14 protein-coding genes and 1 tRNA gene are annotated in these 13174 nt (G+C 66.2%); 8 read left to right on the forward strand and 7 right to left on the reverse strand.

Translation table 11 applies throughout. The features are described 5' to 3' along the window. Nucleotides 1–43: 43 nt before the first annotated feature. Nucleotides 44–319, reverse strand: a complete 276-nt coding sequence (locus tag ACE026_RS19850) for a hypothetical protein (protein WP_121039319.1) — start codon at nt 317–319, stop codon at nt 44–46. A 178-nt stretch (nt 320–497) separates the two neighbouring features. Between ACE026_RS19850 and ACE026_RS19855 the strand changes: the two genes are divergently transcribed. Then, nucleotides 498–845, forward strand: a complete 348-nt coding sequence (locus ACE026_RS19855) for a Rieske (2Fe-2S) protein (protein ID WP_486040544.1) — start codon at nt 498–500, stop codon at nt 843–845. Between the two features lie 186 nt (nt 846–1031). Here ACE026_RS19855 and ACE026_RS19860 read toward each other — a convergent pair whose 3' ends face one another. Genes ACE026_RS19860 through thiS form a run of 4 tightly spaced genes read right to left on the reverse strand, consistent with a single transcriptional unit; the run spans nt 1032 to nt 4671 of the window. After that, entirely contained in the window at nt 1032–2879 is a 1848-nt protein-coding gene (locus ACE026_RS19860; protein WP_121039313.1) for an SLC13 family permease, read from the reverse strand. A 24-nt stretch (nt 2880–2903) separates the two neighbouring features. Further along, the gene (gene trmB, locus ACE026_RS19865; RefSeq protein ID WP_486040545.1) at nt 2904–3638 is read right to left on the reverse strand and encodes a tRNA (guanosine(46)-N7)-methyltransferase TrmB; all 735 of its coding nucleotides are present in this window, start codon (nt 3636–3638) and stop codon (nt 2904–2906) included. Continuing rightward, nucleotides 3638–4432 carry a thiazole synthase gene (locus tag ACE026_RS19870; protein ID WP_486040547.1) on the reverse strand — a complete coding sequence of 265 codons (795 nt, stop codon included), beginning with the start codon at nt 4430–4432 and terminating at the stop codon, nt 3638–3640. Before ACE026_RS19870 ends, trmB begins: the two co-directional genes overlap by 1 nt. A 38-nt stretch (nt 4433–4470) precedes the next feature. Then, nucleotides 4471–4671: a sulfur carrier protein ThiS gene (thiS, locus tag ACE026_RS19875; protein ID WP_486040548.1), complete on the reverse strand. Its 201-nt coding sequence runs from the start codon at nt 4669–4671 to the stop codon at nt 4471–4473. Between the two features lie 205 nt (nt 4672–4876). On the opposite strand from thiS, the gene ACE026_RS19880 reads away from it, so the two are divergent. The 7 genes from ACE026_RS19880 (at nt 4877) to ACE026_RS19910 (ending at nt 11649) form a co-directional block, all read left to right on the forward strand. Beyond that, on the forward strand, nt 4877–6706 hold the full coding sequence (locus ACE026_RS19880; RefSeq protein ID WP_486040549.1) for an autotransporter outer membrane beta-barrel domain-containing protein: 1830 nt from the start codon (nt 4877–4879) through the stop codon (nt 6704–6706). Between the two features lie 125 nt (nt 6707–6831). Then, nucleotides 6832–6905, forward strand: a tRNA-Gly gene (locus ACE026_RS19885). A 201-nt stretch (nt 6906–7106) separates the two neighbouring features. Then, a complete protein-coding gene (locus ACE026_RS19890; protein ID WP_486040550.1) occupies nt 7107–7667 on the forward strand; it encodes a YolA family protein in 561 nt (186 codons plus the stop codon). A gap of 192 nt (nt 7668–7859) precedes the next feature. Continuing rightward, a complete protein-coding gene (rimK, locus tag ACE026_RS19895; protein WP_486040551.1) occupies nt 7860–8753 on the forward strand; it encodes a 30S ribosomal protein S6--L-glutamate ligase in 894 nt (297 codons plus the stop codon). Nucleotides 8754–9003: 250 nt separating this feature from the next. Next, a complete protein-coding gene (locus ACE026_RS19900; protein WP_346466648.1) occupies nt 9004–9492 on the forward strand; it encodes a hypothetical protein in 489 nt (162 codons plus the stop codon). Between the two features lie 152 nt (nt 9493–9644). Beyond that, nucleotides 9645–10322 (forward strand): response regulator transcription factor, encoded by a 678-nt coding sequence (locus ACE026_RS19905; protein ID WP_019183933.1) that lies wholly within the window; start codon nt 9645–9647, stop codon nt 10320–10322. Next, complete coding sequence (locus ACE026_RS19910) at nt 10285–11649, forward strand: sensor histidine kinase (protein WP_486040553.1); 1365 nt, start codon at nt 10285–10287, stop codon at nt 11647–11649. Before ACE026_RS19905 ends, ACE026_RS19910 begins: the two co-directional genes overlap by 38 nt. A gap of 36 nt (nt 11650–11685) precedes the next feature. On the opposite strand, the gene coaE is transcribed toward ACE026_RS19910, so the two are convergent. Together coaE and ACE026_RS19920 are read right to left on the reverse strand one after the other, a co-directional pair. Then, complete coding sequence (coaE, locus tag ACE026_RS19915; RefSeq protein ID WP_486040554.1) at nt 11686–12297, reverse strand: dephospho-CoA kinase; 612 nt, start codon at nt 12295–12297, stop codon at nt 11686–11688. A gap of 10 nt (nt 12298–12307) precedes the next feature. Beyond that, the gene (locus tag ACE026_RS19920) at nt 12308–13171 is read right to left on the reverse strand and encodes a prepilin peptidase (protein ID WP_121039283.1); all 864 of its coding nucleotides are present in this window, start codon (nt 13169–13171) and stop codon (nt 12308–12310) included. Nucleotides 13172–13174: the final 3 nt, after the last annotated feature.

Below are 13174 nucleotides of genomic sequence, written 5' to 3' on the forward strand. Positions count from 1 at the left end.
GGCCGCGCAGGGCGCGGCCGTCATCAGGAGGAATGCGCGTCGATCAACGCGACATCGGCAAGGCCTGCTTGCGGACCACCCGGTACTCGCCGTCCACGACCTGCGACGGAACGGTGCGCGCACTCTTGCGCTGGGCGAGCAGCTTCCATGCCAGACCGGCGATGATCATCGCCGCGCCCACGAACACACCCACGAACACCAGCGCGGCCAGGATCGCCAGGCCCAACAGACCGACCGCAACGCGCACCAACGGGTGGCGCGGCTTGCGCGGCGCGAACAGGGCACGGAACTGGTTGAACTGGAAGATGCGGCTGTACATGGCACTCTTTTTTGGCTGAGGTCAGCAGTGGACGAGTATCCGTGCTGGCCTTTGTGACTGAGTGAAAAAAGCGTTAAACGTACCCCGCGCGCATTGCAAATCAATGACTTGTATTCATCCGGGAGCCAGTGACATGAGCGCGTGAGACACTGTGCCTCCACTGCCTGTTGTAGACGCCATGTCCGTTCCTGAGTCCACCACCACCGCCCTCATTGCCCTGGATGCCATGGCCGACGGGGGTTTCGCCGAAACCGATGCCAGCATCGAGGGCGACAGCGAATCGGTGGTGTTGTACCGCGAGGGCGACCAGGTGCGCGCGTGGCTTAACATCTGCCCGCACGCGGGCCGTCGGCTGGACTGGGCGCCGGGGCAGTTCCTGAAAAGCAAGGAAGGCCACCTGGTGTGCGCAGCGCATGGCGCCTCGTTCTCGTTGGATAACGGCGACTGCGTGGCCGGGCCGTGCCGCGGTGATCGCCTTCGCGCGGTGCCGGTGCAGGTGCGCGACGGGCAGGTCTGGCTGGCGTGACAACGAACGGTGGGTCGCCAACCCACGGCTAGGTAGCGACCGTAGGGCGCTACGCCTCAGAGGTCGCCCACCGACCGGTAGTGCCGGCCGCTGGCCGGCTGCTCTTGATGGCCACCCGTACGTGGAGCCGGCCAGCGCCCGGCAGTACCTGGGGCATCGGGCGAGCCGGCAGCGGCCGCCACTCCCCTAGAACATCAGGTTGATCATCAGCACCACCACCGCCGTATAGATCAACGACAGCGGGGCGCCGACGCGCCACAACTCACGCGGGGTGTAATTGGCCGGGCCGGTGATCATCGAAATCACCGGGTTGGAGGCGGTCATCAGGTTGTTCGAGGCCGACAACGCCACGATCAGCGCGAACGCGGTCGGGCTGCCCCCGGCGGCCAGCGCCAGGTTCACCGCGATGGGCACCATCACGATGGTTGCGCCCACGTGGCTGATCACCAGCGAGAACATCGTGGTCAACAACGCCAGCGCGATCTCCAGCACCCACACCGGGATGCCGGTCGGCAGGCGGTCGATGGTGTGCCCGGCGATCCACGCCGCCGCGCCACTGCTGTCCATCGCCCAGCCGAGCGGAATCAGCCCGGCCATCATGAACACGGTTTTCCAGTTGATCGAGGCGTAGGCCTCGTCCATGCGCAGCACACCGGTCAGCAGCATGCCGGCCACGCCGGTCATCAGGGTCAGCGCCACCGGTAGCTTGGAGGTCAGCGCGATCAGGATGGTGATGGCGAAGATGCTCATCGCGATCTTGAACTTGTGCGGCCGCTGCTCGCCCTTGGGGTAATCGGTCACCACCACGAAGTCGCGGCTCTTGGCCGCCTGCGCCAGGTCGGTCCAGATGCTGTGGAAGACCAGCATGTCACCGGCGCGCAGGGCCACGTTGCGCACGTCTTCGCGGATCACCTGCTTGTCGCGGTTGATCGCCAGTAGGCTGATGCCACGCTGCTTGCGCAGGCGCAGGTCCGAGGCGCTCTTGCCGATCACATCGGAGGTGGGCGGCACCACCGCTTCGGAAATGCCAGCGCGGCTGGGGTTGAACAGATCGCCCAGGTGCTTCAGCCGCGATGACATCCGCAGGAACTGGTTCTGTGCGAAATCGCTGACCTGCTGGCGCGCGCCCATCACACCCAGCACGCTGCCCACCCAGATCCGCATCTCCGCCGGCGGGGCCAGACGGGTGTCATTGCCGGTCTTGAGCGCCAGCAGCAGCGGCGCATCGTGCACGTTCTCGGCCTCGCCCAGGGTCATGCCGACCAGCGGGCTTTCGGCGGTGACCACCAGTTCGAACACATCGCCTTCGATGCCGTACGTCTTGGCGAAGTAGCTTTCGGTGCGCGACGGGGTGACGCCGTCGTTGGCCAGCGTCTCTTCCTCCACCAGCTTGCGATCACCGAAGTAGCGGAAATACAGCAGCGAGGCGATCAGCAGGGCCACGCCGATCGGCAGCGGCGCGAACATGCGCAGCGGCTCGATCGTGGCCAGGCCCGAGGGCAGGTTGTTGTTGGCCGAGGCCAGCAGATCGTTGAGCAGGATCAGCGGCGAATTGCCGACCATCGTCAGTGCGCCCCCCATCACGATGGCCGCGGCGATCGGCAGCAGCAGGCGCTGCAGGGTCAGCCCGGTACGCGCGGCCAGCCGCGAAGCGACCGGCAGGTACAGCGCCATCACCGAGGGGTTCTGCATGAACGAGGAGTTCAACCCGGCGATCGCGGTGGTCATCATCAGCAGGCGTGTTTCCACGCCATGCCCGCGCCGCAGCAGCCAGGCCGCCAACCGGTTCAGCGCCCCGGTGCGGTCCAGGCCCGCGCCGAGGATGGTGGTGGCGATGATGCTCATCACCGCGTTACCGGAGAAGCCACCGAAGATTTCTTCCGGAGCGATCAGGCCGGTAACGCCGAGCACCACCAGCACCACCAAGGCCACCACATCGGCGCGGATGCGTTCGAACAGGAACATCGCCATCGTGAAGCCGACCAGCCCGAGAACGAGCTTCATGTCGGTAGTCAGCGTCAGCGCGGTATCCATGGGGTGGCGCGGTTCCTTGTGGGATCAGGTGCGGTCGTACAACAGGTCCCACACGCCATGGCCAAGCTTCTGGCCACGGGTTTCGAAATGGGTCTGCGGGCGCCATTCCGGCCGCTCGACCTGCCCACGCGGGCCGGCGCGGTTGCTCAGCCCGGCAGTGGCGTCGAGCACGTCCCACATCTGCTCGGCATAGTCTTCCCAGTCCGTGGCGCAGTGCAGGCGGCCACCGACGCGCAGCTTGCGCACCAGCAGCTCGGCAAAGCCGGGCTGGATCAGGCGGCGCTTGTTATGGCGCTTCTTGTGCCACGGGTCAGGGAAATAGATGCGCACTTCATCCAGCGCGCCATCGGCGATTTCCTTCTCCAGTACCTCCACGGCATCGTGGTGGTACAGGCGCACGTGGTCGGCGTTGTCGTCGGCCAGTGCATTGAGCAGGCGTCCCACGCCCGGCGCGTGCACTTCCAGGCCGATGTAATCGCGGCTCGGGTCCTGCTGCGCGGCGAAGCGCAGCGCGGCGCCATTGCCGAAGCCGATCTCCAGCACCTTGCGCGCATCGCGCCCGAAGGTGGCATCCAGATCGCGCGGCTCGCCGGTGAAATCCAGCCCGAAGCGCGGCCAGCGATCATCGAACGCACGCTGCTGGGCGGGGGTGAAACGCCCTTGGCGCAGCACGAAACTGCGGACCTCGCGGCGGCCTTCGGTGATGGTGAAGGGCTTGGGCGGCGCCTTGGCACCGGCGCTGTCGAAAGGATTGGTCATCAGCCGATCAACCCGTCGATCGGCGAGGACGCACTGGCGTAGCGCTTGCGCGGAATACGCCCGGCCAGGAAAGCCTCGCGGCCCGCTTCCACGGCCTTGCGCATCGCGCTGGCCATCAGGATCGGGTTGCACGCGCCGGCGATGGCGGTGTTCATCAGCACGCCGTCGCAGCCCAGTTCCATCGCGATGGCTGCATCGGAAGCCGTGCCCACGCCGGCATCGACGATGATCGGCACCTTGGCGTCTTCGATGATCTGCAGCAGGTTGTACTTGTTCTGGATACCCAGGCCCGAGCCGATCGGCGCAGCCAGCGGCATCACCGCAGCGCAGCCGATTTCTTCCAGGCGCTTGGCCAGGATCGGGTCATCGGAGGTATAGACCATCACCTCGAAGCCATCCTTGACCAGCTGCTCGGCCGCCTTGAGGGTCTGCACCACATCCGGGTACAGGCTCTTCTGGTCGCCCAGCACTTCCAGCTTGGTCAGGTTGTGGCCGTCCAGCAGCTCGCGGGCCAGCCGGCAGGTGCGCACGGCGTCTTCGGCGGTGTAGCAGCCGGCGGTGTTGGGCAGGATGGTGTAGCGGTCCGGCGGCAGCACGTCGAGCAGGTTCGGCTCGCCCGGGTTCTGCCCGATGTTGGTGCGGCGGATCGCCACGGTGACGATCCGGGCGCCAGCGGCCTCGGTGGCCAGGCGGGTTTCTTCCAGATCCTTGAACTTGCCGGTGCCGGTGAGCAGGCGGGAAGCATAGGTCTTGCCGGCGATCACCAGCGAATCAGTGGGGGCAGGTGCATTCATGGCCCGAATTATCGCCTATCGCGCGTCACGATGCTGCTTCAGCCGCCGCCCAGTGCATGCACGATCTCGACCACGTCGCCCTCGCGCAGGGGGTGGCTGACGTGCTGGCTGCGGGTCACGATCTCGCCATTGACTTCGACGGCGACGCGGCGCTCGAGCAGGTCCTCGCTGCGCAGCAGGTCGTGGACGGTGGCGGTGTGCGGAAGCTGGCGGTTCTCGCCGTTGAGCTGGATGTTCATGACGGTATTGTCCCGCAATCACCCCACAGTGCGTACCCTGTGCGCCCCGCGGCAGAGGTGCCGCGAGCGCCAGGCCAACGATGGCCGGGCGGCGGAGCTGGGGCGTTCATGCCGCAGCGCAGCGTGATGCGGGCCGGGTGCAGTGGAAACATGGCACCGTGCGCCGGCGTACGTCCGCCGTCTTCCCCACCCTCAAGGAGTTTCCATGTTGCTCAGCAAACGCCCGATCCGTTCCCTCATGGCCGTGGCCATCGCCCTGGCGGCGATGCCGGCGATGGCACAGTCGCCTTACACCAAGACCGTCTTCATCGGCGACAGCCTGACCGATGCCGGCTACTTCCGCCCGCTGCTGCCGGCCGCGGTGCAGCCGGTGACCGGCCAGTTCACCACCAACCCGGGCTGGACCTGGGCTGAGCACGTGGCCAACTACTACGGCACCAACGGCGCTGCCCACGGCAACGGCCAGAACGGTGACAACTACGCCATCGGCGGCGCCCGCGTCGGCGTGGACACCACCCAGGTACTGGCTGCCGGTACCCCGGCCATTCCGGTGTACTCGCTCAAGACCCAGACCGCGCAGTACCTGGCGGCCAACGGCGGCAAGGCCGACCCGAACGCGCTGTACACCGTGTGGGGCGGTGCCAATGACCTGTTCGCGATCCAGGCCGGCGCGCCGCTGGTCTCCACGCTGACCAACGCCGTCACCGACCAGGTCGGCATCGTCGGCACGCTGAAGGCGGCGGGCGCCGAATACATCGTGGTGCCGACCATTCCGGACGTCGGCCTGACCCCGGGCGCCCGTGCCGGTGGCCCGGCTGGCATGGCTGCCGGTACCGCGCTGGCCAAGGCGTACAACGACGCCCTGTTCGGTGGCCTGAAAGCCGCCGGCCTGCAGGTGATCCCGGTCGACACCTTCCACATCCTGCAGGAAATCGTCGCCAACCCGGGCCAGTACGGCTTCGTCAACGTGACCAGCCCGGCCTGCACCACGGCGTCCTCGCTGACCTGCAACCCGACCAGCTACGCCACCCCGGACGCCGCCAACAGCTACGTGTTCGCCGATGGCGTGCACCCGACCACGGCCACGCACGAGATGCTGGGCCAGTACACGCTGTCGATCCTGGAAGCCCCGCGCAACCAGCAGATCCTGACCCACTCGGCACAGACCATCGGCCGCTCGCGCGCTGACCAGGTCAGCTGGCATGTGGATGGCCGTCCGGCCGACGGCCTGAGCTGGTGGGGCAACCTGCGCGGCGACATGCAGCGCTACGCCCACGCCGATCTGTACGACGGCATGGCCCCGGCCGGCCTGTTCGGTGTGGATTGGGCGCGTGACGGCATGGTGGTCGGCGGCTTCGCCGGCTATGGCCGCATGGACGCCGATTTCGGCAACAACAAGGGCGACTTCACCCAGTCCGATACCACCCTGGGCCTGTTCGCCGGCTGGTACGGTGAGCGCGCCTGGGTCAACGGCCAGCTCAGCTACAGCTGGCTGGACTACGACGTGACCCGCAAGCTGCAGCTCGGCCCGGCAACGCGCATCCACAAGGGTTCGCCGGAAGGCAGCAACCTGACCGCCGCGTTGAACGCCGGCTACGAGTTCGGCACCGAAGGCGGCTTCCGTCACGGTCCGGTCGCCGCCGTGATCTGGCAGAAGGTGAAGCTGGATGGCTACACCGAGTCCAACCTGAGCGCCTCGGCGCTGGGCTATGGCGACCAGGATACGGATTCGACCGTCGGCCGCGTCGGCTGGCAGGCCCGCTTCGATGGCGGCAACGTCAAGCCGTACGTGCAGGTCACCTATGACCACGAGTTCGAGGACAGCAAGCAGGCCAGCGCCTGGCTGCAGACCATGCCGGACGTGGGCATGTACAAGGTGCCGGGCCTGGAGTTCGACAAGAACTACGCCACCGCCGTGCTGGGTGCGCGCCTGAACCTGTGGGGCCTGAGCAGCAACATCGGCATGAGCACCACCACGATGCAGAAGCGTGCGCGTGACGTGTCGCTGTTTGCCAGCTTCGGCGGCAGCTTCTGATCCCACGTGCGCAGCGCCCGCCCGCGGGCGCCGTGCACGGCGGTGGAAAAGCGTGAAACAACGGGCGGCCCAGTGCCGCCCGTTGCGTTTGAGGGCCCCGCCCGAATAGACTTACGCCGCGCCTTGCGGGTGTAGCTCAATGGTAGAGCTGTAGCTTCCCAAGCTACTGACGAGGGTTCGATTCCCTTCACCCGCTCCATGTCCGGCCGTCTGCTTCGTTCCCGCTACGCTTCTGACCCATTCCGGCCCTGCGCTGGCTGCATCGCTGTGTCTCTCGGTAGAAGAGACAACTTTTCCAACTATTACGAACGCGCAATTTGACGTGGTCGCCATTCTTGCTGATGCGCTTTAGCGAGCATGGGCTCGCAGCGATTGGCTGCATGAATGTTGGATGTAATGGATGAAAGCTGTATTGACTGCCGCACTGTTGGCCATTGCTCTGCCGTTGCCGGCCATGGCGGCCGAGCTGGAAATGACGAAGACGGCATTTCCTCCATTGGAAATGCCCGTCGGTGCATTAAGCAAAGCCAAGCACGATGAATCCTGGGCGGCTGCGCAGAGTGGGCAGAGGGCGCCTGCACCTTCGCTGTCATCGGTGACCATCGTAGGTGTGGGCTCCACCAATGCCGGCGGCTGGGAGTACATGACGCAGGCCGGTCAGTTGTCGACCACCCTGGACCACGGCGGCGCAGAGTTGAAGGTGGTTGTGCTCGAAGTCGGCTATGGGCGTTTACCCGCCGCCAGCATGAATGGAGGTGCGCTACCACGGTCGGCGGAGTACAGGTCCGACGCCCTGTGCATCAACGGTGGTTACTACACCGACTGCAATCCCGGGCAGACCATCGTTGCATGGAATCGCTACTACAGTCTGGACGGAGAGCAGGGTGGAAACTTCCGTTATCAGAATACGTCGACCAACGCACCGTTCAACACGCTTTCCACCGGCATCTATATCCGCTGAACCGGGGCCTTGAACGGCAATTCCTTTCACTGCCGTAGCTTGCACGCGCCATGCCGGCGGCAGGCTGCCGTCGTCATGGCGTTTGCACCGCCCACGCAGGGCCGGGGCACCGGCCATTCCAGCGCGACGCCTGACACCTCCACCACACGCGCCGCACGCTATGCTTCGCGCTTTCCCGCCCCCTGCGCCGCGATGAAACTCGCCATCCTGTCCCGCAACAGCAAGCTGTACTCCACGCGTCGCCTGGTGGAGGCCGCGCGTGCGCGGGGCCATACCGTGCGCATCCTTGATCCGCTGCGCTGTTACATGCGCATCGCCGCAGACGGCTTCACCATGCATTACAAGGGGCGGCCGATCACCGGGGTGGACGCGGTGATCCCGCGCATCGGTGCTTCGGTCACCCGCTACGGGACGGCCGTGCTGCGCCAGTTCGAGATGATGGGCGCACGCACGCCCAACCCCTCCGATGCGATCCTGCGCGCCCGCGACAAGCTGCGCGCCCACCAGATCCTGGCCTCCAAGGGCATCGACATGCCGGTCACGGTGTTCGGTGACAACCCGGACGACACCGTCGATCTGCTCTCCATGCTGGGCCCGCCGCCGCATGTGGTGAAGCTCAACGAGGGCACCCAGGGCCGCGGCGTGATCCTGACCGAGAAGGCCAGCGCCTCGCGCGGCATCGTGGAGGCACTGCGCGGGCTCTACGCCAACTTCCTCATGCAGGAGTTCATCGGCGAGGCGCAGGGCGCCGACCTGCGCTGCCTGGTGGTCGGTGACCAGGTGGTCGGGGCGATGCAACGGCAGGCGCCGGAGGGGGATTTCCGCTCCAATCTGCATGCCGGGGGCAGCGCCCGGGCCGCCAAGGCCAGCCGGGCCGAGCAGCTGGTGGCGGTGCGCGCGGCCAAGGCGCTGGGCCTGGGCGTGGCCGGCGTCGACCTGATCCGCTCCAGCCGTGGCCCGCTGGTGCTGGAGGTCAACTCCACGCCTGGGCTGGAGGGTATCGAGGCGATCTGCCAGGCGGATCTTGCCGGGCGCATCATCGACCACGTCGCTTCCTTGAAAAAACCTGTAAATACAAAGGCTTGAGGTGGTTTTCTCAGGAGGGGCAGGGCCTTAACATCGGTTTAATCGGCCCCGGCGTAGGCTCTGTCGAACCGCAGCTCTGCCCTCCTCAGCAGGATCGGTAATCGGGAAACACCTTCAGGCCCGGCCAGCGTCAGTTGGTCGGGCCTTTTTCCGGCCTGCAGCGGTGCCAAGCCCCTGCCATCGGTAACTTGTCGGCCCGGTTCCATCCTCGTAGAGTTGGCGTTCATTCATGTGGATAAGGAAGTCGCAGATGTCACAGATGCATCGAATCATCGCTGTCGCGCTGCTCGGCTGTCTCTCGCTGGGTGCCCATGCCAAGCCGCCTGCGAACGCCGACGAGGCCGCGATGGCGCTTGCCGACGATGCGCCTGTTGCCGAACAGCTGGCCAAGGTCGAGCGCGCGCTGCACAGTGAGGACTACAGCGAACTGAGCGTGGCCGACAAGAGCCGCGTTCAGGCCGCCTTGGACCGCATCCGCACCAAGATGGGCGATCGCGAGCGCTTCGATCAGCTCACCCCGCCGCAGAAAGTAGAGGTCTTCAATGACCAGGAAGTGGTCAATACCTTGATGACCAACGCCAAGGAAGACAGCCGCATGGTCTGTCGCAGCGAACGTCCGATCGGCAGCAACCGCCCTCAGCGCACCTGCATGACGGTGGCTCAGCGCCGCCAGGCGACGGAGGACGCCAGGCAGATGAAGCGTGATCTTCGGATTTCCGAACCCAAAGATGCCAGGTGATGATCGCCGGGTTTTGACGCTGCGCCAGCATTCGACGGTGTCTAATGTTAAGAATCGAAGCTGTATGGTCAGCTTGAGGTCGCGCAGTCCTGTTCCCATTGCTGCCCTGCGGCTCCGTTCTTTCCGTTGAACCCCACGAATCAGAGGTCCCAGTGCGAATTCTCGTCATCGAAGACAACAGCGACATTGCCGCCAACCTGGGCGATTACCTCGAAGACCGCGGTCACACCGTGGACTTCGCAGCCGATGGCGTCACCGGCCTGCACCTGGCGGTCGTCCATGAGTTCGACGCGATCGTGCTGGACCTCAACCTGCCCGGCATGGATGGGATCGAGGTCTGCCGCAAGCTGCGCAACGAGGCGCGCAAGCAGACCCCGGTGCTGATGCTGACGGCCCGCGATTCCCTGGATAACAAACTGGCCGGCTTCGATTCCGGCGCCGATGACTACCTGATCAAGCCGTTCGCGCTGCAGGAAGTGGAGGTGCGTCTGAACGCCCTGTCGCGTCGCGGCAAGGGCGTGCAGACCCGCGTGCTGGAAACCGGTGACCTGGAGTACAACCTGGACACGCTGGAAGTGCGCCGCCAGGGCAAGCTGCTGCAGCTCAACCCGACCGCGCTGAAGATCCTGCAGGCGCTGATGGAGGCCTCCCCGGCCGTCGTCACCCGCCAGGAGCTGGAAACCCGCGTCTGGGGCGAAGAGCTGCCGGATTCGGATTCCCTGCGCGTGCATATCCATGGCCTGCGCGCCGTGGTCGACAAACCCTTCGAGGTTCCGATGATCCAGACCCGTCATGGCATCGGATACCGCATCGCCGCGCCGGAAGCCTGATCCGGTGACGGGCAGGGGGGGGCGTCGCCGCGCGCCATACCGGCGCCGGCTGCGCAGCCGCATCATCGTCTCGTTCGTGCTGTTGGGCTTCTGCCTGACCACGCTGTTTGCGTTCGCCACCAACTGGACCCGCGCCCGCGTGGAAAACCAGCTGGTCGAAGATGTGATGAATCGCAACATCAACGAGTACGCCAAGCGATTCGCGGCCGATCCCTCGCGCAGTCCTGACCTTCCCGTGCAGCAGATGTATGCGCGGCTGGTCCGCTCGGACAAGTTCGAAGCGCTGCGCCAGGAACAGCCGGACTGGTACGAATTCAACGACGGCATCCACGGCGTCAGCGGCGTGGATGACAGCGGCAAGCCGTTTTCCTACAAGCTGGCGGTGCGTAAAACGCCGGATGTGTGGTTCTTCCTCGCCTATGACATGACCGAGAGCATCCGCGGTGAGAGCCAGCTCAACCGCGCGCTGTTCTTCTCGGTGCTGGTGTTCAGCGTGTTGTCCCTGGTGCTCGGCTGGTGGTCCGCCTCCAAGGTGATGAAGCCGGTGTCGGACCTGGCCGCGCGCCTGCGCGCCTACCGCGGTGGCACCAGCGAGCCGGAGCCACTGGCTCCGCGCTTCCCGGACGATGAAGTGGGCCAGCTGGCCCAGGCGCTGGACGACTATTCCGCGCGGCTCACCGAGGTGGTGCAGCGCGACCGCGAATTCAACGCGGATGTCAGCCACGAGCTGCGCACGCCGCTGGCGGTGATCCGCGGCGCCACCGAGCTGCTGCTGACCCGCCCGGATCTCGACCCCAAGGTGCTGCAGCGCCTGCAGCGCATCCAGCGTGCCGAGCAGCAATGCACCGATCTGATCGGCGCGCTGCTGCTGCTCTCGCGCAACGAGCGCGGGCAGGGCAGCAGCAATGTCGCCCGGGTCTCCGAGCAGCTGCTGGATTCACACCGTGCCCAGCTCGGCGGCAAGCCGCTGGAATTGATCCTGGAAGGCAACCACGACCTGGTGATCGATGCCCCGGAATCGGCCCTCTCGGTCGCGCTGGGCAACCTGATCGGCAATGCCGTGAAGTACTCGAAGGAAGGCGCAGTGCGCGTGCGCGTGGGCAACAACGCGGTCGAAGTGATCGATAGCGGCCCCGGCCTGAGCGAGGAAGATGCGGCCAAGCTGTTCCAGCGCGGGTACCGCGGTACGCATGCGGGGCATTCGCAGGGCGGAGGTATCGGCCTGTCCATCGTCAGCCGCCTGTGCGACCTCTACGGCTGGCAGGTCAACGTGCGGCCAGGTGCCGGGCGCGGCGTCATCGCCACGCTGACGTTCTCCCCCGCCTGACACGGTAGAGCCGACCGTGGGTCGGCTCCTCCAAATCTACCGCGCCGCCAAGTCCCGATAGGCCCGATCCAGCCGCTCCACATGCGCCTGCAGGTGGTCCGGGTGGCCATCATTGACCACCACATCATCGGCCAATGCCAGGCGCGCCTCGCGGCTGGCCTGGGCGGCGATCATGCGGTCCGCCAAGGCGCTATCGATGCCGTCGCGTTGCATCAGCCGTGCGTGCTGCACGGCCACCGGCACGTCCACCACCAGGATCCGGTCCAGCCAGGGGTACTGCTGGCGGCCACCGGCCTCGGTGAGCAGCGGAATCGCCGCGATCGCATACGGCCCTTCGGCCTGCTCGCAGGTCTCGCGCAGCAACTGCCGAATGGCTGGATGGGTGATCGCCTCCAGCGCCTGGCGCTCCTGCGCCGATTCGAAGATGCGGGCCCGCAACGCGGCGCGGTCCAGCTGGCCATCGGCCAGCAGGATGTCCTTGCCGAAGTGGGCGGCGATCCGCGCCAGCCCCTCGCTGCCCGGTGCCACCACCGCGCGTGCGGCCAGGTCGGCATCGGCGACGGTGATGCCCAGCGCCTCGAAGCGGCGGCTGACCTCGCTCTTGCCGGCGGCAATGCCGCCGGTCAGCCCGATCACGAAGCGGCTCATCGCGCGGCCCTCAACGCAGGCCGGCGTAGCTCAGGTAGCCGTCGATCAACGGCTCGCCCCACATGAAGACGATCCAGCCGGCAATGGCCAGGTACGGCCCGAACGGGATCGGCGTGGCCCGGTCACGGCCGCGCGAGTACAGCCATATCGAGCCGATGATCGCGCCCACCACGGACGAGAGCAGGATGATCGGCAGGATGCCCTTGAGCCCGCACCAGGCGCCCAGGGCCGCCAGCAGCTTGAAATCGCCGTGGCCCATGCCTTCCTTGCCGGTGATCTGCTTGAACAGCCACCACACCGACCACAGCGACAGATAGCCCGCCAGCGCACCCAGCAGGGCAGGCTTGGCCGGCATATAGAGATTGTCGCTGGCCGCGATCAGGCCCAGCCACATCAAGGGCAGGGTCAATTGATCCGGTAACAGCTGGGTACGCAGATCGATCCCGGACAGCGCCACCAGGAAGCAGCTCAACACGATCGCGCCGAAGCCCTGCCAGCCGAAGCCGAACTGCCAGACGCTGGCGGCCACCAGCACGGCGGTCAGCAGCTCCACCAGCGGGTACTGGATCGAGATCGGGGCATGGCAATGCCGGCATTTGCCGCGCAGGGCCAGCCAGCTGAACAGCGGGATGTTCTCGTACCAGGACAGCTTGTGCTTGCAGTGCGGGCAGTGCGAGGGCTCCACCACGATGCCCGGTGGCGGCGGCTCGTAGATGTCCGGCTCTTCCAGCACCTCGCGCGCATCGCGCTTCCACTCCCACTCCAGCCGCTTGGGCAGGCGCAGGATCACCACGTTGAGGAAACTGCCGATCAGCAGTCCCAGTCCGACCGCGGCGGGGTAGCCGAGACCGGGATGCTGGTCGAGAAATGCCATTGA

Source organism: Stenotrophomonas sp. AGC87, from assembly GCF_057333975.1.

Coding starts and splice junctions, on each gene's coding strand:
- trmB (WP_486040545.1), bottom strand. CDS start 3,638: ATGACCAATCCTTTCGACAGCGCCGGTGCCAAGGCGCCGCCCAAGCCC.
- rimK (WP_486040551.1), top strand. CDS start 7,860: ATGAAACTCGCCATCCTGTCCCGCAACAGCAAGCTGTACTCCACGCGT.
- coaE (WP_486040554.1), bottom strand. CDS start 12,297: ATGAGCCGCTTCGTGATCGGGCTGACCGGCGGCATTGCCGCCGGCAAG.
- ACE026_RS19870 (WP_486040547.1), bottom strand. CDS start 4,432: ATGAATGCACCTGCCCCCACTGATTCGCTGGTGATCGCCGGCAAGACC.
- ACE026_RS19880 (WP_486040549.1), top strand. CDS start 4,877: ATGTTGCTCAGCAAACGCCCGATCCGTTCCCTCATGGCCGTGGCCATC.
- ACE026_RS19855 (WP_486040544.1), top strand. CDS start 498: ATGTCCGTTCCTGAGTCCACCACCACCGCCCTCATTGCCCTGGATGCC.
- ACE026_RS19920 (WP_121039283.1), bottom strand. CDS start 13,171: ATGGCATTTCTCGACCAGCATCCCGGTCTCGGCTACCCCGCCGCGGTC.
- thiS (WP_486040548.1), bottom strand. CDS start 4,671: ATGAACATCCAGCTCAACGGCGAGAACCGCCAGCTTCCGCACACCGCC.
- ACE026_RS19910 (WP_486040553.1), top strand. CDS start 10,285: ATGGCATCGGATACCGCATCGCCGCGCCGGAAGCCTGATCCGGTGACG.
- ACE026_RS19860 (WP_121039313.1), bottom strand. CDS start 2,879: ATGGATACCGCGCTGACGCTGACTACCGACATGAAGCTCGTTCTCGGG.
- ACE026_RS19850 (WP_121039319.1), bottom strand. CDS start 319: ATGTACAGCCGCATCTTCCAGTTCAACCAGTTCCGTGCCCTGTTCGCG.
- ACE026_RS19890 (WP_486040550.1), top strand. CDS start 7,107: ATGAAAGCTGTATTGACTGCCGCACTGTTGGCCATTGCTCTGCCGTTG.
- ACE026_RS19900 (WP_346466648.1), top strand. CDS start 9,004: ATGTCACAGATGCATCGAATCATCGCTGTCGCGCTGCTCGGCTGTCTC.